The 23083-nt window shown below is 72.1% G+C and carries 26 protein-coding genes; 17 read left to right on the top strand and 9 right to left on the bottom strand.

Features of this window, described 5'->3' with window-relative positions:
* Positions 1–102: 102 nt before the first annotated feature.
* Both ACWFRU_RS35840 and ACWFRU_RS35835 read right to left on the bottom strand, forming a co-directional pair.
* Positions 103–339 carry a hypothetical protein gene (locus ACWFRU_RS35840; RefSeq protein ID WP_453692280.1) on the bottom strand — a complete coding sequence of 79 codons (237 nt, stop codon included), beginning with the start codon at positions 337–339 and terminating at the stop codon, positions 103–105.
* 12 nt (positions 340–351) lie between these two features.
* Positions 352–1626 carry an anion permease gene (locus ACWFRU_RS35835; protein ID WP_453692279.1) on the bottom strand — a complete coding sequence of 425 codons (1275 nt, stop codon included), beginning with the start codon at positions 1624–1626 and terminating at the stop codon, positions 352–354.
* 266 nt (positions 1627–1892) lie between these two features.
* Between ACWFRU_RS35835 and ACWFRU_RS35830 the strand changes: the two genes are divergently transcribed.
* The 3 genes from ACWFRU_RS35830 (at position 1893) to ACWFRU_RS35820 (ending at position 5392) form a co-directional block, all read left to right on the top strand.
* Positions 1893–2606, top strand: a complete 714-nt coding sequence (locus ACWFRU_RS35830) for a class II aldolase/adducin family protein (RefSeq protein ID WP_453692278.1) — start codon at positions 1893–1895, stop codon at positions 2604–2606.
* 115 nt (positions 2607–2721) lie between these two features.
* Positions 2722–3858 (top strand): alpha/beta hydrolase, encoded by a 1137-nt coding sequence (locus ACWFRU_RS35825; RefSeq protein ID WP_453692277.1) that lies wholly within the window; start codon positions 2722–2724, stop codon positions 3856–3858.
* An 88-nt stretch (positions 3859–3946) separates the two neighbouring features.
* On the top strand, positions 3947–5392 hold the full coding sequence (locus tag ACWFRU_RS35820) for a hypothetical protein (RefSeq protein ID WP_453692276.1): 1446 nt from the start codon (positions 3947–3949) through the stop codon (positions 5390–5392).
* 16 nt (positions 5393–5408) lie between these two features.
* Here ACWFRU_RS35820 and ypfJ read toward each other — a convergent pair whose 3' ends face one another.
* On the bottom strand, positions 5409–6299 hold the full coding sequence (gene ypfJ / locus ACWFRU_RS35815) for a KPN_02809 family neutral zinc metallopeptidase (RefSeq protein WP_453692275.1): 891 nt from the start codon (positions 6297–6299) through the stop codon (positions 5409–5411).
* Positions 6300–6563: 264 nt separating this feature from the next.
* On the opposite strand from ypfJ, the gene ACWFRU_RS35810 reads away from it, so the two are divergent.
* From ACWFRU_RS35810 to ACWFRU_RS35795, 4 genes are all read left to right on the top strand, one after another.
* Positions 6564–7349 (top strand): hypothetical protein, encoded by a 786-nt coding sequence (locus tag ACWFRU_RS35810; RefSeq protein ID WP_453692274.1) that lies wholly within the window; start codon positions 6564–6566, stop codon positions 7347–7349.
* A gap of 95 nt (positions 7350–7444) precedes the next feature.
* Positions 7445–9043 carry an ABC-F family ATP-binding cassette domain-containing protein gene (locus ACWFRU_RS35805; protein ID WP_365827083.1) on the top strand — a complete coding sequence of 533 codons (1599 nt, stop codon included), beginning with the start codon at positions 7445–7447 and terminating at the stop codon, positions 9041–9043.
* A gap of 371 nt (positions 9044–9414) precedes the next feature.
* Positions 9415–9636, top strand: a complete 222-nt coding sequence (locus ACWFRU_RS35800; RefSeq protein ID WP_055550175.1) for a helix-turn-helix domain-containing protein — start codon at positions 9415–9417, stop codon at positions 9634–9636.
* 168 nt (positions 9637–9804) lie between these two features.
* Positions 9805–10617, top strand: a complete 813-nt coding sequence (locus ACWFRU_RS35795; RefSeq protein ID WP_453692273.1) for an enoyl-CoA hydratase/isomerase family protein — start codon at positions 9805–9807, stop codon at positions 10615–10617.
* Between the two features lie 17 nt (positions 10618–10634).
* On the opposite strand, the gene ACWFRU_RS35790 is transcribed toward ACWFRU_RS35795, so the two are convergent.
* The gene (locus ACWFRU_RS35790; protein ID WP_453692272.1) at positions 10635–11390 is read right to left on the bottom strand and encodes a nucleopolyhedrovirus P10 family protein; all 756 of its coding nucleotides are present in this window, start codon (positions 11388–11390) and stop codon (positions 10635–10637) included.
* Between the two features lie 93 nt (positions 11391–11483).
* Between ACWFRU_RS35790 and ACWFRU_RS35785 the strand changes: the two genes are divergently transcribed.
* The 5 genes from ACWFRU_RS35785 (at position 11484) to amaP (ending at position 13848) form a co-directional block, all read left to right on the top strand.
* Positions 11484–11978, top strand: coding sequence for an Asp23/Gls24 family envelope stress response protein (locus tag ACWFRU_RS35785; RefSeq protein ID WP_363207948.1), 495 nt, complete (start codon positions 11484–11486; stop codon positions 11976–11978).
* Between the two features lie 66 nt (positions 11979–12044).
* Positions 12045–12233 carry a hypothetical protein gene (locus tag ACWFRU_RS35780; protein WP_249590721.1) on the top strand — a complete coding sequence of 63 codons (189 nt, stop codon included), beginning with the start codon at positions 12045–12047 and terminating at the stop codon, positions 12231–12233.
* Between the two features lie 3 nt (positions 12234–12236).
* Complete coding sequence (locus tag ACWFRU_RS35775) at positions 12237–12581, top strand: hypothetical protein (protein ID WP_453692271.1); 345 nt, start codon at positions 12237–12239, stop codon at positions 12579–12581.
* Entirely contained in the window at positions 12578–13264 is a 687-nt protein-coding gene (locus ACWFRU_RS35770) for a DUF6286 domain-containing protein (RefSeq protein WP_453692270.1), read from the top strand. The genes ACWFRU_RS35775 and ACWFRU_RS35770 overlap by 4 nt, the downstream gene beginning before the upstream one ends.
* Positions 13265–13269: 5 nt before the next feature.
* Positions 13270–13848 carry an alkaline shock response membrane anchor protein AmaP gene (gene amaP / locus ACWFRU_RS35765; protein WP_453692269.1) on the top strand — a complete coding sequence of 193 codons (579 nt, stop codon included), beginning with the start codon at positions 13270–13272 and terminating at the stop codon, positions 13846–13848.
* A gap of 12 nt (positions 13849–13860) precedes the next feature.
* On the opposite strand, the gene ACWFRU_RS35760 is transcribed toward amaP, so the two are convergent.
* The 5 genes from ACWFRU_RS35760 to ACWFRU_RS35740 form a co-directional block, all read right to left on the bottom strand.
* Positions 13861–14616 (bottom strand): SDR family oxidoreductase, encoded by a 756-nt coding sequence (locus ACWFRU_RS35760; RefSeq protein WP_453692268.1) that lies wholly within the window; start codon positions 14614–14616, stop codon positions 13861–13863.
* Between the two features lie 42 nt (positions 14617–14658).
* Positions 14659–15453, bottom strand: a complete 795-nt coding sequence (locus ACWFRU_RS35755) for an SURF1 family cytochrome oxidase biogenesis protein (RefSeq protein WP_453692356.1) — start codon at positions 15451–15453, stop codon at positions 14659–14661.
* Positions 15454–15549: 96 nt separating this feature from the next.
* Positions 15550–15783 (bottom strand): hypothetical protein, encoded by a 234-nt coding sequence (locus ACWFRU_RS35750; protein ID WP_135331724.1) that lies wholly within the window; start codon positions 15781–15783, stop codon positions 15550–15552.
* Between the two features lie 90 nt (positions 15784–15873).
* Positions 15874–16881 carry a DEDDh family exonuclease gene (locus ACWFRU_RS35745; RefSeq protein WP_453692267.1) on the bottom strand — a complete coding sequence of 336 codons (1008 nt, stop codon included), beginning with the start codon at positions 16879–16881 and terminating at the stop codon, positions 15874–15876.
* Between the two features lie 31 nt (positions 16882–16912).
* Positions 16913–17581, bottom strand: a complete 669-nt coding sequence (locus tag ACWFRU_RS35740) for a TetR/AcrR family transcriptional regulator (protein ID WP_453692266.1) — start codon at positions 17579–17581, stop codon at positions 16913–16915.
* Positions 17582–17652: 71 nt separating this feature from the next.
* On the opposite strand from ACWFRU_RS35740, the gene ACWFRU_RS35735 reads away from it, so the two are divergent.
* The 5 genes from ACWFRU_RS35735 to ACWFRU_RS35715 all read left to right on the top strand — a co-directional run bounded on the left by ACWFRU_RS35735 (position 17653) and on the right by ACWFRU_RS35715 (position 23004).
* The gene (locus ACWFRU_RS35735; RefSeq protein ID WP_453692265.1) at positions 17653–18450 is read left to right on the top strand and encodes an acetoacetate decarboxylase family protein; all 798 of its coding nucleotides are present in this window, start codon (positions 17653–17655) and stop codon (positions 18448–18450) included.
* A 1-nt stretch (position 18451) separates the two neighbouring features.
* Positions 18452–19336 carry an SDR family NAD(P)-dependent oxidoreductase gene (locus ACWFRU_RS35730; RefSeq protein ID WP_453692264.1) on the top strand — a complete coding sequence of 295 codons (885 nt, stop codon included), beginning with the start codon at positions 18452–18454 and terminating at the stop codon, positions 19334–19336.
* A gap of 10 nt (positions 19337–19346) precedes the next feature.
* Positions 19347–20630, top strand: coding sequence for an amidohydrolase family protein (locus ACWFRU_RS35725; RefSeq protein ID WP_453692263.1), 1284 nt, complete (start codon positions 19347–19349; stop codon positions 20628–20630).
* A complete protein-coding gene (locus tag ACWFRU_RS35720) occupies positions 20627–21877 on the top strand; it encodes an amidohydrolase family protein (protein WP_453692262.1) in 1251 nt (416 codons plus the stop codon). The genes ACWFRU_RS35725 and ACWFRU_RS35720 overlap by 4 nt, the downstream gene beginning before the upstream one ends.
* Positions 21878–22095: 218 nt before the next feature.
* The gene (locus ACWFRU_RS35715; protein ID WP_453692261.1) at positions 22096–23004 is read left to right on the top strand and encodes a sterol desaturase family protein; all 909 of its coding nucleotides are present in this window, start codon (positions 22096–22098) and stop codon (positions 23002–23004) included.
* Positions 23005–23083 lie beyond the last annotated feature (79 nt).

Here is a 23083-nt window from a genome sequence, read left to right as displayed (position 1 = left end):
CCGCTGCGTTCGGTGTTTTGTTGTTGTGGGTGTGCCCGCGGTTGCGGGTGGGGGGTTGTCGCGATCCCCCCCCCCCCCCCACCCCACCCAGAAGCCCGGTCGTCAGGCGACGATCAGATAGATCCCGTACGCCACGGCCGCCGCGCAGAGTGCGAAGCAGACGTACGCGCCCGTGCGGGCCGCCGCGGCGCCGCCGCCCGTGGTCGATGAGGCGCCGGAGGTGGCCGCCTCGTGCTTGGAGAGGCCGACGATGCCGAGGGTGAACAGGCCCACCAGGGCCACCGTCACCGCGAGGCTGACTCCGAAGACGGAGCCGAGAGCTGCCCAGTCGATGTCCATGCTGACTTGTCCTTATACCGTGGCGGGCCGGGCGGGGTCCGCCACGGTGCCGGTCGGGGCCGCGATGGTGGCCTTGACGAGGTCGACGTCGGGGCTCGTCACCGCGGAGCCGGTGGGCGGCGGGGTGACGGCGGCGATCGCGGTGGTCACGACGCCGGCGGGCTCGTCGGCGGAGGAGCCGCCGATCTCGTCGTCGGCGACGTTCGTGTGGTCGACGGCGTTGCGCCGGGACAGCATCCAGATCACGGCCGAGCCGGCGACGAGGAGCGCGGCGGTCACCGCGACACCCCAGGGGCCCTGCTTGGTGAGGAACTCCGCGCCCGCGCCGACCAGACCGGCGGCCGGCAGCGTGAGGCCCCAGGCGACGAACATGCGGGTCGCCGTCGACCAGCGGACGACGCCGCCCTTGCGGCCGAGGCCCGCGCCCATCACGGCGCCGGAGCAGGACTGGGTGGTGGAGAGCGAGAAGCCCAGGTGCGAGGAGGCCAGGATGACCGTCGCGGCGCTGGTCTGGGCGGCGAAGCCCTGCTGCGGCTGGAGGTCCGTGAGGCCCTTGCCCATGGTGCGGATGATGCGCCAGCCGCCGAGGTAGGTGCCGAGCGCGATGGCGACACCGGCCGAGACGATGACCCACATCGGGGGGTTGGCGCCCGGGTTCAGGACACCGCCGGTGACCAGGGCGAGCGTGATGATGCCCATGGTCTTCTGCGCGTCGTTCGTGCCGTGGGCCAGCGAGACGAGGCCGGCGGAGGCGATCTGGCCCACGCGGTAGCCCTTGGCGGTGGCCTTGGTCTCGGTGTTGCGCCCGATGCGGTACGTCAGGCGCGTGGCCAGCGTCGCGGCGAGACCGGCGACGAGGGGCGCGGCGATCGCGGGGAGCAGGATCTTGGTGACGACGGTGCCGCCGTCGATCGACGACCAGCCCATCGACATGACCGCGGCGCCGATGAGGCCGCCGAAGAGTGCGTGGGAGGAACTGGAGGGCAGGCCCACCAGCCAGGTCAGCAGATTCCAGAGGATCGCGCCGACGAGCGCCGCGAAGATCACCTCTGTCTTCAGTCCGTCCTCGTTGACGATCCCTCCGGAGATCGTCTTGGCGACCTCGACGGAGAGGAAGGCGCCGACGAGATTCAGCACGGCGGACATGGCCACCGCCGTCTTGGGCTTGAGAGCGCCAGTCGAGATGGTGGTCGCCATCGCGTTGGCCGTGTCGTGGAAACCGTTCGTGAAGTCGAACACGAGAGCGGTAACGATCACGATCCCGAGGAGAAGCGTGATGTGTTCCATTTACCCAGGCTTCTGTTGGACGTCAGTGGCAAGTGGAACGTAGGCAAGCTGAGTGAACGGAAAGTGAACTGGGTCGGGCCGTGCGGTGACCCAATACGAGGCACCGCCGCTCCGGTTCTTCCGGAGCCCTGCCGAAGATCGCCCGGAGCGGCGCCACGAGGCCCGGAATCAGGGCTTCCCGAGGTACCCGGCTACCCACGGGAGAAGCTCTTCAACTGGCTCGCCGAGCCGTCGAGGAGATTCTGATCACCTGGCAGGATCACGGCATGACGGAGCAGCGGGACGAGCGGGCCGAGCGGAACGAGCGGGCCAAGCGGGAAGCGCGGGGGGAAGACCGGCGGGACGCGGTCGAGCGGACCTGGGACGAGCTGGTGGCGACGGCCCGCAGGACGGTGACGGACGGCCTGGTCGTGGGCACGTCGGGCAACGTCTCCGTACGCGTCGGCGGCACGATCCTGGTCACCCCGAGCGGCGTGCCGTACGACCGCCTGACCCCGCGCGACGCCATCGGTGTCGACACGGACGGCAACCAGCTCTTCGGCGACCTCGTCCCGACCAGCGAACTGCCGATGCACCTCGCCGTCTACCGCACCACGGACGCCGGAGCCGTGGTCCACACCCACGCGGTGCACGCCACCGCCGTCTCCACCCTGGTCCCGGAGCTCCCGCCCATCCACTACATGACGGCCGCCCTCGGCGGCCCGGTCCGCGTCGCCCGGTACGCGCCCTACGGTTCGGACGAGTTGGCCGAGAACATGCTCCGGGCCCTCAGGGACCGCTCGGGCTGCCTGCTCCAGAACCACGGGACCGTCACCTACGGAGACACCCTGAACCAGGCGTACGACCGCACGGCGCAGCTCGAGTGGATGTCCCGCCTCTGGCTCACGGCGAGCTCCGTCCCGGGCCACGCCCCGACCCTCCTGTCCACGGGACAGCTGAGGGAAGTGGAGGACAGGCTGCGGGGCTACGGCCAGCGGTGACCAATCGCCGCGAGGCAACGGTGACGGATCGCCGCGAGGCTCCGCGGACCAACTGACATCACCCCGCGGCCCCCGCCCACTGGCCCAAGCCGGGCCAGGGCCGGACACTGGGCAGGTGCGCCAAGCCAAAGCGACGGCAACGGCCGTCACCGCCGTCACCACCGCCCTCATGGGCGGCGCAGCCGCCGTCGCCGCGGGCCGGTTCGCCAGCAACGCGGCCCTGAAGGCACCGGCCGGCCGGCCGCTGCCCACCGAGCCCCGCCTCACGGTCCACTCCACGGCCGCCGGCCAGATCACCCTGACCCGTGCCCTGGCGAGCCTGCGCCCCGGCACGTACGGCCTCGGCGGCAACGGCAGCCATGCCGTGATCGGCCCGGTCCTGGACGCCGCGCCGCACGCGGCGGACACCGTCGTACGCCGCCTCGAGCGCGTCACGCACGGCTCCCTGGAACCCGGGGCGAAGGTCTGGCTCACCCCGCAGGTCCACATCGGAGACCCGCACGCCGCCCTGGACATCGACCACGCGGACGTCGACATCCCCGGCGAACTCGGCGGGCTGCCCGCCTGGTTCGTGCCGGGCGTCCGGGACACCTGGGTGATCACCGTGCACGGCCTTGGCACCACCCGCGAGCACCCCATGGTCGTCATGGACTTCCTGCACCACCAGCAGTTCCCGGTGCTCGACCTCGCCTACCGGGGCGACCTCGGCGCACCCCGCTCCCCGGACGGCCTCGGTCACCTCGGCGAGACCGAGTGGCGCGACCTGGACGCCGCCATCCGCTACGCCGTGCGCAACGGAGCCCGGAACGTGATCCTGCACGGCTGGTCCACCGGCGGCGCCATGGCCCTGCACGCCGCCGCGTACTCCGCCCTGCGCGACCGGATCAGCGGACTCGTCCTCGACTCCCCGGTCCTGAACTGGGAGACCACCCTGCGCGCGCTCGCCGCGGCCCGCCGCACGCCCGGCCCCCTCCTGCCGCTCGCGGTGCGCGCCGCCCAGGGCCGCACGGGCCTGCGCGGCGACCGCATCCTGGAGGCCGCCGACCCCGAGGTGCTCAAGGTCCCCACGCTCCTCTTCCACGGCCCCGACGACGTGATCGCCCCCTGGGGGCTCTCCCGTCAACTGGCCGAGAGGCGACCGGAACTGGTCACGCTCCACACCGTTCCGGATGCGCCCCACGGCGCCATGTGGAACGCCGACCCCGCGGGCTACGAAGAGGCGCTGCGACGCTTCCTCACGCCCCTCATGTAGCGCGCGAAAGCCCCCTCAGGCAGCGCCCCGCAGCCTTGCGCAAGCATTCCGTTTGGGTTTTCGGACCGTCAACAGGAAGACTGCTCCCGTGACGTCCCGTATCCCGCGCGACTCAAGGCTCCGACTCGTCCGCGCTCAGACCCCCAGGGCCGAGAGGCGAGCGGGGGTGGAGCGGGGCACAGCGCGGCCCCTGACCGCCCCCGGCGCAATGACGCAGCAGCGCGCGCGCCGTCCCGCGCCCCGGCCACCCGAGGGCACACCCGCCCCCGGCGAGCTGGCCCGGATGGCACGCAAGCGCCTCGCCGACGCCGTGCGGGTCGCGCGCTGGGCCGACGCGTCCCTGCGCCCGGGGCCCGGCCGCGGCGGGCCGACGCCCGACGGCAAAGGCACCCTCTCCGCGGCCACCGCCGAACGCGCCGCCGCCGAGCTGGCACTGACCCCGGATCAGGTGCGCGCCGACTGGGACACCGCACGCCTCGCCGGCCTCATCGAGGTGCACGGCGACAGCGCGCGCCCCGGCTGGCGGCTGCGCGCCTGGGACCGTGACGACGCCGCGGTGCTGCGCGGCTGGGTCGCCCTCTTCGACGCCTGGTCGCTCACGCACGCGGCATCGCGCGAGCTGCCGCCCGCCACCGTGGCCGAGACCGTCGAGGCCATGCCGCAACTCCTCACCCTGCTGCAGCTCTCCGCGGGCCCCGTGCCCGTCGCGCAGCTCCTCGACCTCCTCGACCAGCGCGTGACCGAACTGCGCACGGAACGCTGCGAGATCCCCTACGGCCCGCAGCCCGAGCCGGTCGACCCGGCCGAGACCCCGGCCCTGGCCACCCTTCTGGACTGGGCGCTGCGCGGCCTGGCCGCCGTCGGCGCGCTGACGTACGCCGACGGTCAGGCCACGCTCACGCCGCTCGGCAGCTGGGCGGTCTGGGTCAAGCTGGAGCAGATCTGCGTGGCCGCGCAGAGCCCGGCGGGCAACATCGAGCAGTCCGCCGAGGACATGCTCCGCGGCTGCGCCCGCCTGCGCCCGAACGCGGCCCGCTCCGAGTACCGCGCGTGGCTCGCGGCCCGGCCCGTCGGCAGCGCCGTCGCCGAGCTCCTGGACGCCGCCCGCGGCGAGGACGCCCTCCTGCGCGGTCTCGCCTTCGAGGCCCTGCGGGTGGTCGGCGCCCCGGCCGAGGCGGAGGTGCGGGCCGTCGTGGACGAGACCCCGCTGCGGCCCTACGCCCTGATCTGGCTCGCCGAACAGGAGGGCGCCGACCCCGAGGACGTCCACCTCGTCCTGACGCGGGAGGAGTCGACGTGGCTGTGGGTCGACACCGCCGCGGCCGTCGCCGACCACGGGGAGACCCACCTCCTCGTACGCCATCTGGAGTCCGCGGAGCAGCCCACGGTGCCCGCGCTCCTGGACGAGGTGCGCCGCATCGGCCACCCCCGCACGGTCCAGGTCCTGGTCGCGCTGGCCGCCGCCCACCCCGACCCCGCGCTCGCCAAGGCCGTGCGCCGGGCGGCCTTCCAGGTGCACACCGGCGGCTCCTGAGACCCGGGCCCGCGGCTCACCGGAAGGTGTCGCACTGCGCCATGTCGCCGGTCCGGTAGCCCTGGTAGAACCACTGCTGGCGCTGCTCGGCCGAGCCGTGCGTCCAGGACTCGGGGGTGACCCGGCCCTGGAACTTCTCCTGGATGCGGTCGTCGCCCACGGCGGCCGCCGCGTCCAGGCCGTCGCGGATGTCCGCGTCGGTGAGGCTGGTGATCAGCGATTTGCCCGTCTTGTCGTCGGGGGTACGGGTCGCGTGCCGCGCCCAGACGCCCGCGTAGCAGTCGGCCTGCAGCTCCACCTTCACGGCGTTGCTGTTCTGCCCGGTGCGCCCGTCCTGGGAGCGCCGCAGCGTCCCCATCAGGTTCTGCACGTGGTGCCCGTACTCGTGCGCCACGACGTACGCCTGCGCGAACGGGCCGCCGCTGGAGCCGAACTTGGTCCGCAGCTCGTCGAAGAAGCCCAGGTCCAGATAGACCTTCCGGTCGCCGGGGCAGTAGAACGGGCCGACCGCCGACGACGCGGCGCCACAGGCCGTGCCCACCCGGCTGGTGTAAAGGACGGTGGACGCGGGGGAGTAGGTCCCCTCCCTGCGCCGGAACTCGGGGCGCCAGTAGTCCTGGACGCTGTTGACCACCGCGACCATGCGGCAGTCGTCCTTGGTGTTCGCGTCCTCCCCCGTACGGCAGCTCTGCTGCACCTGCGCGAGGGACGAGGAGGTGGCGGCGGGCTCCTCGTCGCCGGAGGACAGGCCGAGCTGGTCGGGGCCGACCCCGAAGAACAGCCCGAGGAGCAGCGCGATCAGCCCCGCGATGCCGCCGCCGACCGTCGCCTTGCCGCCGGGGACCCGGCTGCCCCGCACGTCCTGTACCTCGGACGTGTCCAGACCGGCGTCGTCGTCGAACTGCATGGGCGCACCACCCTCTGCCTCGCATCCGGGACGGCGTCGCGCCGCCCTGTGCCGAGATGTCGGCGTCTTCATCCTGGTATGCGCCTGTCCGCGCGGCGCCGGACGGAGGTCCGAACGGGGGACCCTCGCCGCCCGGTGCGCCGTGTCGCGGCCGTCGCCCGGGGCCGCGCGGTGACACCGCCGCTACGCTCTGCGCCTGTCCCATGGGCAGAGGTACCGGCGGATGTGCCGAAGAGCGGCAGATGTGCCGAAGAGGGGGGCGTCGTGTCCGTAGTGCCGTTCGAGGTGTCCGGACCGGGGCCCGCGAGACCGGTGCCCGCCCGCCGCGGCTCCCGCCTCGCCCTGCCGGTGGTCCTCGCCCTGCTGGCCCTGCCGCTCATCACCGCGGCCCACCACTCGCGGCCCGCCCCTTACGGAGACCACCTCACCGTCCACGCGCGCGTGGACGGCGGCGCACCGGCCCCCGCGCTCCGCACCAAGGGCCGCGCCGTCCAGGCGTACGACCCGGCGACCGGACGCCCCCGCTGGACCTACAGCCGCGCGGGAGAACGTCCGCTCGCGCTGCTTCCCGTCCCCGGGCACGCCGTCGCGCTCTGGAGCGACGGCATGGTCACCGACACCGCGCGCGCCGACGGCAGCGCCGTGCGCTGGCACCGCGCCATCCCCGGCAGCGCGTCCTGGCTGCGCTCTCCCGCCGCCCGGGGCGCCGCCGGAGTCCTCCAGCCGCTCGACCCCCGCGGCCGCATGCTCGCCGTCGTCACCCCGCAGCGCATCGCCGCCTACCGCAGCGCGGACGGTGACCTGCGCTGGGTGCTGCCCGCGCACGGCGGCTGCGCCTTCGAGCCCGCCCGCTCCGTCCGCCGCGGGAAGGCCCTGATCATCGCCCAGCCCTGCGACGACGCCGCGACAGCATGGACCTCCCAGCTGATCGCCGTGGACGACCTCGGCCGGATCGTGCCCCGGCGCACGCCCCTGGGCAACGAACTGCCGGGCGGCGCCTCGGACGACGTACGAACCCGGGCAGAAAAAGCTGTTGCACCGCCCCGTTAGAATTGGCCGCATGGCCATTCTCCTCGTGCATTAGACGGCGTGATCGCCTTCAGTCCTTCCGCCGTCCATACCCACCCCTGCCCAGGAGTCTGTCCGTGATCACCGCTTCCGGCATCGAGCTGCGCGCCGGCGCCCGCATCCTCATCGAGAACGCCACCTTCCGTATCGCCAAGGGCGACCGCATCGGCCTGGTGGGACGCAACGGAGCGGGCAAGACCACGCTCACCAAGTGCCTCGCCGGTGAGGGCATCCCGGCCGGCGGCACGATCAGCCGCTCCGGCGAGGTCGGCTACCTCCCGCAGGACCCGCGCACCGGAGACCTGGACGTGCTCGCCCGCGACCGCATCCTCTCCGCCCGCGGCCTCGACACCCTCATCCGCAAGATGCGCGAGAACGAACAGCGCATCGCCACCGGCACCGGCGGCACGCGCGACAAGGCGATGAAGCAGTACGAGCGCCAGGAGACGGAGTTCCTCACCAAGGGCGGGTACGCCGCCGAGGCCGAGGCCGCCACCATCGCCGCCGCGCTCAGCCTCCCCGACCGCGTGCTCGGCCAGCCCCTGCACACGCTCTCCGGTGGTCAGCGCCGCCGCGTCGAGCTGGCCCGCATCCTCTTCTCGGACGCCGACACCCTGCTCCTGGACGAGCCGACGAACCACCTCGACGCCGACTCCATCGTCTGGCTCAGGGACTACCTCAAGTCCTACCGCGGCGGCTTCATCGTGATCTCCCACGACGTCGACCTGGTCGAGACGGTCGTGAACAAGGTCTTCTACCTGGACGCCAACCGCGCCCAGATCGACGTCTACAACATGGGCTGGAAGCTCTACCAGCAGCAGCGCGAGTCCGACGAGAAGCGCCGCAAGCGCGAGCGCCAGAACGCCGAGAAGAAGGCCGCGACCCTCCACTCGCAGGCCGACAAGATGCGCGCCAAGGCCACCAAGACCGTCGCCGCGCAGAACATGGCCAAGCGCGCCGACAAGCTCCTCGCGGGCCTGGAGGAGGTGCGCCAGAGCGACAAGGTCGCCAAGCTGCGCTTCCCCGACCCCTCGCCCTGCGGCAAGACCCCGCTGATGGCCGAGGGCCTCTCGAAGTCGTACGGCTCCCTGGAGATCTTCACGGACGTCGACCTCGCCATCGACAAGGGCTCGCGCGTGGTCATCCTGGGCCTCAACGGCGCGGGCAAGACCACGCTCCTGCGGCTCCTCGGCGGCGCCGAGAAGCCCGACACCGGGCAGGTCATCGAGGGCCACGGCCTCAAGCTCGGCTACTACGCCCAGGAGCACGAGACCCTGGACCCCGAGCGCACGGTCCTGGAGAACATGCGCTCGGCCGCCCCCGACCTCGACCTCGTGTCGGTGCGCAAGACGCTCGGTTCGTTCCTCTTCTCCGGCGACGACGTCGACAAGCCCGCGGGCGTCCTGTCCGGCGGCGAGAAGACCCGTCTGGCGCTCGCCACCCTGGTGGTCTCCTCCGCCAACGTGCTGCTTCTCGACGAGCCCACGAACAACCTCGACCCGGCGAGCCGCGAGGAGATCCTCGGCGCCCTGCGCACCTACAAGGGCGCGGTCGTCCTCGTCACGCACGACGAGGGCGCGGTGGACGCGCTCCAGCCGGAGCGGATCATCCTGCTGCCCGACGGCATCGAGGACCTGTGGGGCCAGGACTACGCGGATCTGGTCGCGCTCGCCTGATCCGTCGACGCCCCGCGGGGCGTCCACATTGGTTGATCGAATAACTGATCCACAGCGTATGGATCATTCGGCCGAGCCGTGATCCTTCATCTGTGTGAGGTCTCCTCGTACCGAAGTGTGGGATACACGGATTTCCGCGGCGGGCAGGGCATCGGACAAGGTCTTCGCCCGCCACCGCGCTGACCTGGCACTTCGGTCCACAACCCATTCGGCGGCGCGGAATTCCGTACGCGGAATCGTTCATTCCGCTCGTGGTGTCGCCTTCCCCGGCGGGAAACCTCGTCGTACGGACCTTGCCGAATGGGTGGCCAGGAAGCCCGGGAGGGGTGATCATGAGAAGTCCAGAGCGCACTTCCCATGAGGAGGCACGGGTGGCCGAGACTCTGAAGAAGGGCAGCCGGGTAACCGGCGCCGCGCGCGACAAGCTCGCGGCAGACCTGAAGAAGAAGTACGACGGCGGTGCGAGCATCCGGGCGTTGGCCGAGGAGACCGGCCGTTCGTACGGCTTCGTGCACCGCATGCTCAGCGAGTCCGGAGTCACGCTGCGGGGACGCGGCGGGGCGACGCGAGGCAAGAAGGCCGCAGCCGGCTGACGGCTGCGGGCGGTTCACCGGCTTCGACGGTGGCCACCCGGTCGATCGTCCTGCAGAGCCCTTAAAGGGACCTGGGGGTATGCACGGTCGACCGGGTGGTTACTGTGCAGTCACTTACGGGCGCGTCCGCGCGTCCGCACCGACTGCACACCACCATCGGAGGCTCCCATGGTTTCGCCCGGCAGTGAACTCGGCGGATCCGCACCGGTACTCGACAAGGACGGCGTACGCCTGACTGTCGACGAGGCCGTCGCCACGGTGACGCTGGCCAACCCGGCCAAGCGCAACGCCCAATCTCCCGCGCTGTGGAGGGCGTTGGCCGAGGCAGGCCGGATGTTGCCGGGCAGTGTCCGTGTCGTCGTGCTCCGCGGTGAGGGCAAGTCCTTCTCCGCGGGCCTCGACCGACAGGCGTTCACGCCCGAGGGCTTCGACGGTGAGCCGTCCTTCATCGACCTGGCGCGCGGCGACGACGACGTCCTCGACGCGACCATCGCCGAATACCAGGAGGCGTTCACCTGGTGGCGGCGCAGCGACATCGTGTCCATCGCTGCCGTCCAGGGGCATGCCATCGGTGCGGGCTTCCAGCTCGCGCTCGCCTGTGACCTGCGGATCGCCGCGGACGACGTGCAGTTCGCCATGCGCGAGACCAGCCTGGGCCTGGTGCCCGACCTCACCGGCACGCACCCCCTCGTGGGGCTTGTCGGCTACGCCCGCGCGCTGGAGATCTGCGCCACCGGGCGGTTCGTCCACGCCCCCGAGGCCGAGCGCGTGGGCCTGGCCAACCTCGTCGTGCCCGCCGACCAGCTCGACGCGTCCGTGAGCGACCTGGCGGCCGCGCTGCTCACCGCGCCGCGCGACGCCGTCATCGAGACCAAGGCGCTCCTACAGGGCGCCGCCGGTCGTACGTACGAGGAGCAGCGCACCGCCGAGCGTGCCGCGCAGGGGCGCCGCCTGCGGGATCTGGCGGGGCTCGGCGAGTAGGCGCTCCCGGCCGCGGCTCACTCCTCGACCGCCGTGATCAGGACCGCCACCGACGGGTGGTCCGTCAGGGCGTCACCGACCACCGCGCGGACCGCGAGCGCCACGTCAAGGGCGCGGTGTTCGCGGTCCGTCGCCAGTTCCACGCGCGCGTGGCGACGCGGCAGAGCGGCGTCCGCCGCCCGATCGCTCACGGCCTCGGCGAGGTGGACCGCGCGTCCGAAGCCGCCGAGGGCGCCGGTCAGCCGCCGCACACCCGGCACCTCGAGGGCGGCGCTCGCCACGCGGGCCTCGTCCCCGCCGCCCGTCGCCGCTTGCGCCCCGTCCGGCGGGGCCTGGGTGCTCCCCGGGTCCGCCGGTACGGCCACGGGCGCCTGCCCCGCGTCGAGCAGCGTCGTCACGCTGAGGTCCACCTCCGCGACCACCAGGCCGAGCCGCTCCCCGGCCGCCGTGAACAGCGCCGTCCGGAGCCGGTCCGCCACCGCGGGAAGCGGCTCGTTCGGCTCGGCCGCGAACTCCGCCGAGATCCGCAGCGGCCCCGGCGGCAGCGCGCTCGGCGGCGCGGGCACGGCGGGATCGGCCGCCCGCGACGGATCGGCGAGCGCGAGCCGCAGAGTTCCCAGCCGTACGCCGCTCACCCCCTCCGCCGCATGGCGCAGTACCCCGTCCGCGCACGCCTCGGTCAGCCAGGAGCCGTCACCCGGACCGCCCAGGGGGAGAACCCGCCCCAGGCCCAGCTGCCGCCGTACCGCCTCGGTCCATCCGTCACCCGTCATTGCCCCAGCCTGCCCCATCCCTGGCGCGCGCGGACGTAACCGCACTTAGTGTGGGCGAAGGAGTAGATCCCCTTTCGAAAGGGACGGACGGCGATGACCGACACCGGACAGCGGAACCTGCCCCAGGGAACCCTCGCGAAGGAGTCCACCGACGAGGCGGGGAAGAGCGGCACGACCAAGAGGGGCGGCGGCGACCCCGCCACCCGGGGGCGCACCACCATCGCGGACGGCGTGGTCGAGAAGATCGCCGGGCTCGCCGCCCGGGACGTCGACGGCGTGCACGCGATGGGCGGCGGACTCGCCAGGACCTTCGGGGCCGTACGCGACCGGGTGCCCGGCGGCTCGGGCTCCAAGTCCGTGTCGCGCGGCGTGAAGGCCGAAGTCGGAGAGGTGCAGACGGCACTCGACCTGGAGATCGTCGTCGAGTACGGGGTGTCGATCGCGGACGTCGCGCGCGACGTCCGGGAGAACGTCATCGGGGCCGTCGAGCGCATGACCGGCCTCGAGGTCGTCGAGGTCAACATCGCGGTGAGCGATGTGAAGCTCCCGGACGAGGAAGACGATGAGCCGCAAGGCCGCCTTCAGTGACATCCCCGTACGCGTCCGTGTACGGGACCTGCCCCACCCAAGCCGCGTCTTGCTAAGGAGCGCACGATGAGCATGGCCGTGATCGGCATGGTGGCCGGAATGGCGCTCGGCTTCGCCGGGTACTTCGGCGGGTTCGGGGCGTTCTTGCTGGTGGCCGCGTTGGGCGCCATAGGGTTTGTCGCGGGCCGGTTCCTCGAGGGGGACCTGGAGCTCGGCGACTTCTTCCGTACCCGTGGCGACGACCGGCGGCGGTGAGCGGTGGCGGCACAGGTCGGGCCCGGGGAGCGCGGCGCGACCCTGATCGCCGACCGGGTCGTCGCGAAGATCGCGGCGCAGGCGGCACGCGAGGCCCTCACGGAGTTGCCCGCGGACTGCTCGCCGCCGCACGCGACCGTCACCGTGCGCCATGACGTCGCCCGCGTCCGGGTCAGCGTCGAGCTGGACTACCCCTCGGACATCGGCGGGCAGTGCGGCGCGGTGCGTCGCCAAGTCGCCCAGCGGGTAAAGGCGTTGGCGGGGATGGAAGTGCCCGAGGTCGCGGTCCAGGTCGAGCGGCTGCACTCGGCACACGTGCGGGCCGCGGCGCAGGGGAGGACGCGATGAGCGAGGCTCAGGGGTCTCACAGGGCGGGCGGCGGTGGCGGCACGCAGCCGCTGCCCGTCGTCGAACGCGCCGAGAGCGAACTCGACCAGTCGGCCTCCGCGGCGGCCTACGACCCGCCGCCCACCCTGGCCGACGAGACGAAGGCGACCCGCTTCTGGTCACCGCGGCGCGTGCCCGCCGCCGTCCTCGCCCTGCTGGTCCTCGGCGGCGCGGGGCTCTTGCTGTACGACATCACCGCGGTGCGGGCCGGGCACTCCGCCATGGGCTGGCGGCGCGACCTCTCCCGCGAACTCGGCGAGCGTCCCCTGGACGACACGGCGGTCCTCATCGGCGCCGGGGTCGCCGCGGCCGCCGGGATCTGGCTGCTCGTGCTCGCCGCGACCCCCGGGCTCCGGGCGGTCCTGGCCATGCGGCGCGGGGACGTGGACGTACGGGCGGGGCTGCACCGGGGCGCCGCCGCGATGGTGCTGCGGGACCGGGCGATGGACGTGTCAGGGGTGCAGTCGGTGCGGGTCCGCATGACACGCTCGAAGGTGGACGTCCACGCGGTCTCGCACTTCCGTGAACTCGACGACGTACGAAGCGACTTGGACGCCACGCTGGCCGACGGCATCCGGGACCTGGGCCTCGCCCGCGGCCCCGCGCTCACCGTCCGGGTGGCACGGCCCGGCAGGAAAGGCTGAGCGCGATGCTGAAGACGGTCAACCGTGTGGTGCTCGGCCTGATCGGCCTGGTGCTCGTGGTCGGGGGCGGCTCGGTCCTCGCGGTCGGGCTCGGGGCGTCGCCGCCGTCGTGGTGGGTCCACGACGGGAAGCGTGACGTCCTGCTGAGCGACGCGGACCGGTCACGCTGGCGGGACGAGGGGTGGTTCTGGCCCACGGTGATCGCCGTGCTCGCGGTGCTCCTGCTGCTTGCCCTGTGGTGGCTGGTGGCGCAGTTGCGGCGGCGCAGGCTGGCCGAGGTGCTCGTGGAGACCGGGGACGGCGAGGGCGCGCTGCTGCGGGGGCGGGCCCTGGAGGGTGTGCTCGTGGGGGAGGCGGAGTCGCTGGAGGGCGTGCAGCGGGCCGGGGTTTTTCTGACGGGCCGCCGCAACGCCCCCGAGGCACGGGTGTCGCTGCTCCTCGAGCCCCATGCGACGCCCGGCGAGGCGCTGCACCGGCTCTCCACGGAGGCGCTGACGCACGCCAGGGATTCGGCGGGGCTGGCCCGGCTGCCCGCGGTGGTGCAGTTGCGGGCGGTGAAGCACCGGGCCGAGCGGGTCAGTTGAGGGCCCGGGCAGCTAGAACCCGTGCCGTGCCCCGCCGTCCACCGGCAGCATGACGCCCGTCAGGTACGAGGCCGCGGGCGAGAGGAAGAACGCCGCCGTGCGTCCGAACTCCTCCGGGGTCCCGTAACGCCGCAGCGGGATGCGCGACTCGTGGCCCGCCCGCGTCGCCTCGGGGTCGGCGGAGAGCCCGTCGAGCTGTCGCACCCGGTCGGTGTCGATACGGGACGGCAGCAGCCCCACGACGCGGATGCCCCGGGGGCCGACCTCGTCGGCGAGTGACTTCGCGAAGCCCGCGAGACCGGGCCGCAGCCCGTTGGAGATGGTCAGCCCGGGGATCGGCTCGTGCACGGAGGCGGAGAGGACGAAGCCGATGACGCCGCCCTCGCCGAGTTCCGCCGCCGCGGAACGGGCCAGACGTACCGCCCCGAGGAACACGGACTCGAAGGCCGACGCCCACTGCTCGTCCGTGTTGTCGGCGGCGAAACCGGGCGCGGGCCCGCCGACACTGATCAGCACACCGTCGAAGCCGCCGAAATGCTCGCGCGCGGCGGAGATCAGCCGTGCCGCGACGGCCGGATCGGCGTTGTCCGCCGCGATGCCCCGGGCGTTGTCGCCGAGCTCGGCCGCCGCCTCGGCGACGGTCTTCTCGTCCCGGCCGGTGATCAGTACCTTCGCGCCGTCCGCGACCAGCGCTCGCGCGGCGGCGTTGCCGAGGCCACGGGTGGCACCGGTGATGACGTAGACGCGGTCCTTCAGTCCAAGATCCATGGCCCCATCCTGCCGCGTCCCGGCCGTGGAACGCGAGGCCCGCTAGACGGCGGCCGGCGTCGACTCCGTGGCGGGCGCCGCCTCCGCGGCAGCGGCGCGGCGGTCCCGCACCTCCCTGCGCACCAGGACCACCCAGCCGATGGGCACGCCCGAGCAGAACAGCCACCACTGGACGGCGTACGCCATGTGCGGGCCGATGTCGCCGTGCTCCGGCTCGCCGATCAGCTGCGGGGAGCCGTCGGCGGGCTCGGGCGAGGTCAGTTCGACGTAGCCGCCGAGCACTTCCTTGCCGAGGCTGTGCGCCTGCTGGCCGCTGCTGATCAGCATGATCTGACGGTCCGGCAGACCCTGGACGTCCTTGATGCCGCTCTGCGCGGACGTCTCGTCGGCCATCAGGCGGCCCGTGACGGTGATCTCGCCCTTGGGCGCGGCGGGGATCTTGGGGAACGCGGTCTGCGGTCCGTTCGCCGGGATCCAGCCACGGTTGACGAGGAGGACCTTGCCGTCGTCGAGGACGAACGGGGTCAGGACGTGGAACCCGATCTCCTCGTCGGCGTTCGTGCGGCGCCGCACGACGACCTCGTCCTTCGTGTCGTACGTGCCGCGCGCGGTCACCCGGCGGTAGCGCTCGGAGTCCGTCACGGAGTGTCCGGGCGAGGTGAGCCGCTCGGCGGGGACCGGATCGGCGTCCAGGGCCTTGGAGATCTTCGCGTTCTGCGCGACGCGGTGCTCGTGGCGGTGCAGCTGCCAGAAGCCCAGCTCGATCATCGTGGGGATGAGAACGAGGCCGATGAGGGTGAGGATCACCCACTGCCGGGACAACAGGAAGCGGTACACCCCACGACGGTACAACTCGGTCGTGGGGTGCACGGGGGTGGGGTACTCCGGAACGCGGCCGGGGCGGGGCGTCGGGGCTCTGGGGGAGGGCCCGGGTCACACCCTGTCGACGATGCCCACCTGCCCCTCCGCCCGCGAGCAGTGCGCACCGCAGTACCACTGCCCGTCGGCCTCCACGCCCTGGCCGATGATCCGGCAGCGGCAGTGCTCACAGATGGGCGCCATGCGGTGAATGGCGCAGGAGAAGCAGTCGAAGACGTGCACCGCGCCTTGCGCGTGCACCTCGAACGACATGCCGTAGTCGTTTCCGCAGACCTCGCAACGTGCCATGCGCCACAGGGTGGGACGCGCGGCGCCCGCAAGCGAGCAAGCAGGCGGTCACCGGGCCGACAATTCACCCGTCTGACGCCCGCGGGCGGCTCAGCCCTCCGCCGCCGGAGCGACGTCCTGGAGGAGCTGGCCGAACGCGGCCTCGTCGACGACGGGGGTGCCGAAGGACCGTGCCTTCACGGTCTTGGAGGTGCCCGAGTCCGGGTCGTTCGTGACGAGCAGGCTGGTCAGGCGTGACACGCTCGTCGCGATGTGCAGCCCGGCCTCGACCGCGCGGTCCTCGAGGAGGTCGCGCTCGACGGAGGTGTCTCCGGAGAACGCGACACGCATGCCCTGTTGGAGCTGTTTGCCCGGTTCGTACCGACCTGGGTTGGGGTACGGGCAGGCGGGCCGCTTGCGCGAGGGACGCCAACTCGACGGGCCGTACGAGGAGTACGACGAGCCTGCCGAGCCGGGACCGGTGGGCTGGCGGACGATCCGGGGCGCGCCGTCGGACCACTCGGTGAGCGGACGGCACTCCAGGAGCGGCAGCCGCACCCCGCCGGTGGCGGCGGCCTTGAGGCTGGGCCGGAAGGCCTCGGCGAGCACGCGCGCGTCGTCCAGGGCGTTGTGCGCCTGGCGCTGCTCGACCCCGAAGTGCGCGGCGAGCGACTCCAGCTTGTGGTTGGGCAGCGGGAGCCGCAGCTCCTTGGAGAGGGCGATGGTGCACAGGCGCTGGCGCACGGGTGCGGTGAGCTCGGCGCGTGCGTACTCCCTGGCGATCATCGACCAGTCGAAGACGGCGTTGTGCGCGACCAGGACCCGGTCGGCCAGGCGCGACGCGAACTCCTCGGCGATGTCCTTGAAGAGCGGTGCGTCCGCGAGGAGGGCGCTGGTGAGTCCGTGGATCCAGACGGGCCCGGGGTCACGCTGGGGATTGACCAGGGTGTACCAGTGATCCTCCACCTCGCCCCGCGCGTCCACGCGGTAGACGGCAGCCGACACTATGCGGTCGTCGCGGGCGAGACCGGTGGTCTCGACGTCGACGACCGCGTACCCCGTTGGGTACGCGGCCGGCCAGGTGGCTGCGGACGCTGCGGTCGTCTGGTCTTCGAGCATGGTCCATGAGGATACGGGCCACGACTGACAGTCAGGTCCCTGGGCCGTGCGCCTCGCCGAGAAGTCCGGACACCAGTGCCTTGACCGACAGGGTGAACAGCGCCTCGTGGTCGGCGGGTCGGGCGAGCGCGCGGGCGAGCGCCGGGTCCTCTTCGGCCGTCTGCGCGCTCCACAGTTCCTCCTCGCCGGGCCGCTGAACGGGCGCGCGTTCGCGGTTGCGCTCGACCAGGAGATGGCCGACGACGTGGACCTGGACCGCGCGTACGGCGTCGGCGGCACGAGCGCCGCGCAGGCCCGCCGCGTGCACCTCGTGGACCAAGGCCTGCTGCGCGGGCAGGAACATCCGCTCGGTGAGGCCGCGTTCGTGGACCATCGCGATGAGGTGCGGGTGGTCGCGCAGCCGGCGGCGCAGGGCGCGCGCGACGGAGACGATGCGCCGGTCGGGGGTGCGGCCGGTGGGGTGGATCGCGCCGAGGTCGGCGAGGGTGCGCTCGACGAGGGCGTCCAGGAGCGACTCGCGGTTGCCGACGTGCCAGTAGATCGAGGTGACGGCGGTGCCGAGCTCGGCGGCGAGCCTGCGCATCGTCAGGGCCTGCGGACCGTGCTGCTTGACGAGCGCCGCGGCGGCGGCGAGGACCTGTTCCCGGTCGAGATGGCCGCGTTCCCGGTCCGGATGCGTACGCGTCTCTTCACTCTTCACGCCTCCTGTTGTAACTGTGTTACAGAACCGCCCGCAAGACCTCTTGTTGTCCTGACGAAGGGTGGTACGACATGGCACGCGTACGTTATGGAGCGCGCACCGAGGCGGAGATCGCCGCGGCGCGCAGCGCGAGTTCGAAGCTGCCCGACATCTGGTCCACGGGTGTGGTGGCCGTCTGGGAGAGCGCTCCGGACGCGGTGGCGGCCGTCCTTCCGCCGCCGCTGAAACCCACGGACCGGCCGCTGGTGCGGGCCAACATCAGCAAGGTCGACCTGCCCGGCTATCCGCTCGGCGCGGGCTCGGTGGCCGTCGCCGCCGAGCACGACGGGGTGGCCGGCTGGTATCCGCTCGTCATGCCGATGACCCACGAGCGGGCCCTGATCGGCGGACGTGAGGTCTTCGGGGAGCCGAAGAAGCTGGGCGAGGTCGAGGTGGAGCGCGACGGCCTGGTGGTGCGCGCCTCGCTGGCCCGGCACGGCATCGCCTTCGTGGAGGTGCGCGGCGCGGTCAGCGGCGCCCTGCCGCTTCCGGAGCCGGTCCAGAAGACGGACTTCTACTTCAAGTTCCTTCCCGCGGTGGACGGTTCGGGCTTCGACGCGGACCCGGTGCTCGTGCACTGCGTACGCAACGAGAAGGTCCGCAGGCTGGAGGGGGTCACCGGGGACGTCGTCCTGCGCGAGTCGATGTACGACCCGGTCGCCGACCTGCCCGTACGACGGGTCGTCGAGATCACCATCGGCGAGAAGACCACGGACCAGAAGGGCCGGGTGGCCGAGCGCGTCAGCGCGCAGGCGCTGCTGCCCTACATCCACCAGCGCTACGACGACCCGCAGCAGATCCTGGACGGCCCGCCCGAGGGGAGCGTCTGAGATGGAGCTGCGGGAAGGGCAGGTCGCCGTCGTCACGGGCGCGGCGAGCGGCATCGGGTTCGCGATGGCGCGGCGGTTCGCGGCGGACGGCATGAAGGTGGTCCTCGCGGACGTCGAGGAGGGCGCCCTGGAGAAGGCGGCCGCCGGGCTGCGCGAGGACGGGGCGAGCGTGCACGCGCGCGTGGTCGACGTCGGCTCGCGCGAACAGGTCTTCGCGCTCGCCGAGGCGGCGTACGACACGTTCGGCGCCGTGCATGTGCTGTGCAACAACGCGGGGGTCGGCTCGGGCGCCGAGGGCCGCATGTGGGAGCACGAGCCGAACGACTGGAAGTGGGCCTTCGAGGTCAATGTGTGGGGCGTCTTCCACGGCATCCAGGCCTTCGTGCCCCGGATGATCGCGGGCGGTGAGCCGGGCCATGTCGTCAACACCTCGTCCGGTGACGGCGGTATCGCGCCGCTGCCGACGGCGTCCGTGTACGCGGTCACCAAGGCGGCCGTCGTGACGATGACGGAGTCCCTGTACGCGCATCTGCGGGCGGAGCACGCGCGCGTGGGTGCCTCCGTGCTGTTCCCTGGGCCGCACATGCTGCGCACGGGGCTGTGGGAGTCGCACCGCAACCGCCCCGACCGGTATGCCAAGTCCCGCCCCCGCAGGACCCCCTACCGCTCCCTCGACCAGTGGGAGTCCGCCATGAAGGACGCGGGCAAGGAGGTCGAGTTCACGCCCGTCGAGCAGGTGGCGGACTTCGTGGCGGAGGGCATCGCGGCCGACCGCTTCTGGCTGCTCCCGGAGAGCGAGCACAGCGACCGGCAGATCAAGGCCAGGTCGCGGTCGATGCTGGACCGCGCGAACCCGGCGTATCTGGAGAGCTTCATTCTGGACTGAAGGGCACGTGATGACCGACCAGGACCCCTACCTGATCATCTCCTCCGACTGCCACGCCGGGCTCCCCACCGAGGAGTACCGGCCCTATCTCGACAGCCGCTTCCACCGGGACTTCGACCAGTTCCTGGGGGAGCGCGACGCCCGCCGCGCGGAGGCGACGCGGCTCGGCATCCGCAACGACGCGTTCGCCGCCAAGTGGTTCCAGGACAACGAGGAGGGCCTGCGCGGCGGCTGGGAGACCGCGCAGCGCCTCAAGGAGCTCGACGGCGACGGGGTGGCCGCCGAGGTCGTCTTCCCCGACGCGGACGCCGTGGACAGCCAGACGGCCGCGCCCTTCGGGGTGGGCCTCGGCCTCTCCGGGGACCAGGACCCGGAGCTGGGCATGGCGGGCGCCCAGGCGCACAACCGCTGGCTCGCCGACTTCGTGTCCGAGCACCCCGAACGGCACTGCGGGGTCGCCCTGTTGCCCATCACCGGAGAGGTCGACCGGGTCGTCGCCGAGGTCCACCGGGCCAAGGAGTCCGGGCTCGGCGCGCTGATGATCCCCTCCATGTGGGTCGACAAGGCGCCCTACCACGACCGGCGTTACGACCCCGTGTGGGCGGCGGCGGCCGAGTGCGCGATGCCCGTGGTGACCCACTCCGGGGCCGCGCCCCGGCACGAGTACGGCGACCATCTGGGGATCTACGTCTCCGAAGTGACCTGGTGGCCCGCGAGGCCCCTGTGGTTCATGCTCTGGTCGGGCGTCTTCGAGCGGCACCCGGGGCTGAGGTTCGGGGTCGCGGAGTCCGGCTGCTGGTGGCTGCCGAACCTCCTGTGGTTCATGGACCGCCTCTACCTGGGCGCGCATGGCGGCAAGAAGCTCTCCCCGTTCGCGGAGCTCAAACGGCCCCCGCACGAGTACCTGGACCGGCAGATCTTCATCTGCGCGACCAACACCAAGCGCCGCGAACTCGCCCAGCGCTACGAGATCGGCGTCGACAACATCCTCTGGGGCAGCGACTTCCCGCACCCCGAGGGGACCTGGCCCGACACGCGCGCGTGGCTGCGGAAAACCTTCCACGACATCCCCGTGGAGGAGACCCGCCGGATGCTGGGGCTGGCGGCCGCCGAGGTCTTCGGCTTCGACACGGAGCGGCTCGCACCGCTGGCACGCCGGATCGGCCCCACCCCGGCCGACCTCGGCCAAGACGCCGACCAGGGCGCCGTCGAGGCCTCCTGGGCGCGCTCGCGCGAGGTGGGCCGCCACTGGCTGACCGACCACGACTTCCCGGTACTGGGGGCCCAGACATGACGACTCATCCGGCCGAAGAGCGCTACACCGTCATCTCCGCCGACTGCCACGCGGGCGCCGATCTCCTCGACTACCGGCCCTACCTGGAGTCGCGCCACCACGACGCGTTCGACGCGTGGGCGGCCACGTACGTCAATCCGTACGAGGACCTGCTCGCCGACACCGCCGACCGCAACTGGAACTCGGACCGCCGCGTCGCCGAGCTGGAAGCGGACGGCATCGTCGCCGAAGTCGTCTTCCCGAACACCATCCCGCCCTTCTTCCCGAGCGCCTCTTTGATGGCACCGGCCCCGACCCGCGAGGAGTTCGAGCAGCGCTGGGCGGGCCTGCGGGCCCACAACCGTTGGCTCGCCGACTTCTGCGCCGCGGCTCCGGGGCGCAGGGCGGGCGTCTTCCAGATCCTCCTGAACGACGTGGACGAGGCCGTCAAGGAGATCCGTTGGGCGGCCGACGCGGGTCTGCACGGCGGTCTTCTGCTGCCCGGGACGCCGCCGGGCAGCGGGCTCGCCGAGCTCTACTCGGCGACGTACGACCCGATCTGGGCGGCCTGCGCCGAGCTCGGCGTGCCGGTCAACCACCATGCGGGGTCGGCCTCTCCGCCGCTGGGGGAGGAGCCGGCCGCGCGGGCCGTCTTCATGGTGGAGACGACGTGGTTCTCGCACCGGGCGCTGTGGCACCTGGTGTTCGGCGGCGCCTTCCGCCGCCATCCCGACCTGCGGCTCGTGCTCACCGAGCAGGGCTCGGGGTGGATCCCGGGCGTCCTCGAGATGCTGGACTACTACCACGGGCGCCTGGTCGCGGCGGCGTCGCGGAAGGACAGCTCCGGGACGGCCGAGTCGAAGTTCGGCGCGGGCCTCGCCGACTCGATGGGCAAGGGGCCGTCCGAGGTCTGGCGCGAGAACTGCTTCGTCGGCGCGAGCTTCATGCGCCCGCACGAGGCCCGGATGAGGGAGCGGATCGGCCTCGACAAGATCATGTGGGGCAGCGACTACCCGCACGACGAGGGCACGCACCCCTTCTCGCGCGAGGGTCTGCGCATCGCCTACGCGGGCCTGCCCAAGGACGAGATAGCCGCCATGGTCGGCGGCAACGCCGCCCGCGTGTACGGCTTCGACCTGGAGCGGCTCGACGCGATCGCGGCGAAGGTCGGGCCGACCGTCCAGGAGCTGGAGGAGCCCCTCAAGGAGACACCGGCGGGCGCGACCAGCCCGGTGTTCGCTCCGGGAGGGTCGGTACGCGTCTGGTGACGTACGGGGTGGGGGGATCCCCGCGCGACGGAAGCGGCGCACGACGGAAGCGCCGCGCGAAGGAAGCGGCGCACGACGGAAGCGGCGCGCGACGAGACGCTCGGCGTTTGAGCGCCCGCTTTTGGCGGGGATCACCAACATCCACTTCTTTACCGCTGGTAATACTTGTCGGTAACTACGTCTAGCGGCGGTCGCCCGGCGGCCTCTACGGTGCACGCATGCCGCCGAACCTGCCCGATGTCGTGCTGTGGTCCATACCTGCCTTCGTGCTGCTCACCGTCGTGGAGATCGTGAGCCACCGGATCCATCCGGACGAGGACGAAGCCGGGTACGAGACGAAGGACGCCGCCACCTCCGTCACCATGGGGCTCGGCAGCCTCGTCTTCGACTTCTTGTGGAAGATCCCCATCGTGGCGATCTACACGGCGGTGTACGCGCTGACGCCGCTGCACATCCCCGTCCTGTGGTGGACGATCCCGCTGATGCTGCTCGCGCAGGACTTCTTCTACTACTGGTCGCACCGCGGGCACCACGTCATCCGCATCCTGTGGGCCTGCCACGTCGTGCACCACTCCAGCCGCAAGTTCAACCTCACGACGGCGCTGCGCCAGCCCTGGACGAGCCTGACGGTCTGGCCGTTCTACCTTCCGCTGATCGCGCTCGGCGTGCATCCGGCGGCGCTCGCGTTCTGTTCGTCGGCGAACCTCGTCTACCAGTTCTGGATTCATACCGAGCGCATCGGGAAGCTTCCACGCCCCTTCGAGTTCGTCTTCAACACCCCCTCGCACCACCGCGTCCACCACGCGTCGCAGGGCGGCTACCTGGACCGCAACTTCGGCGGCATCCTGATCATCTGGGACCGGATGTTCGGCTCCTGGGTCGCGGAGACGGACCGCCCCGTCTACGGCCTCACGAAGAACATCACGACGTACAACCCGCTGCGGGTGGCCACGCACGAGTACGTGGCGATCGCCAAGGACCTCAAGAAGGCCACCAGTTGGCGCGAGCGGGGCGGAAGGCTGTTCCGGGGGCCGGGCTGGCAACCGCAGGAATCCGTGAAGCCTCAGACCGCCCAGGAGGCCGCGCCGGAGCAGGCGTCGAAGCCCGTCACGGAGAGCGCTGCCTAATGCTGAAGTCAAGCGGTAAGACGCAGTTGTGGCCGGGCTTCGTAGGGTGTGCGGTCGCGGAGCATTGCGTAGACGACGT

The sequence above is a fragment of the Streptomyces sp. NPDC055099 genome (genome assembly GCF_053607685.1).
Note: the sequence above shows the minus strand (reverse complement) of the source record. Positions and strands in the feature narration are given on the sequence as shown.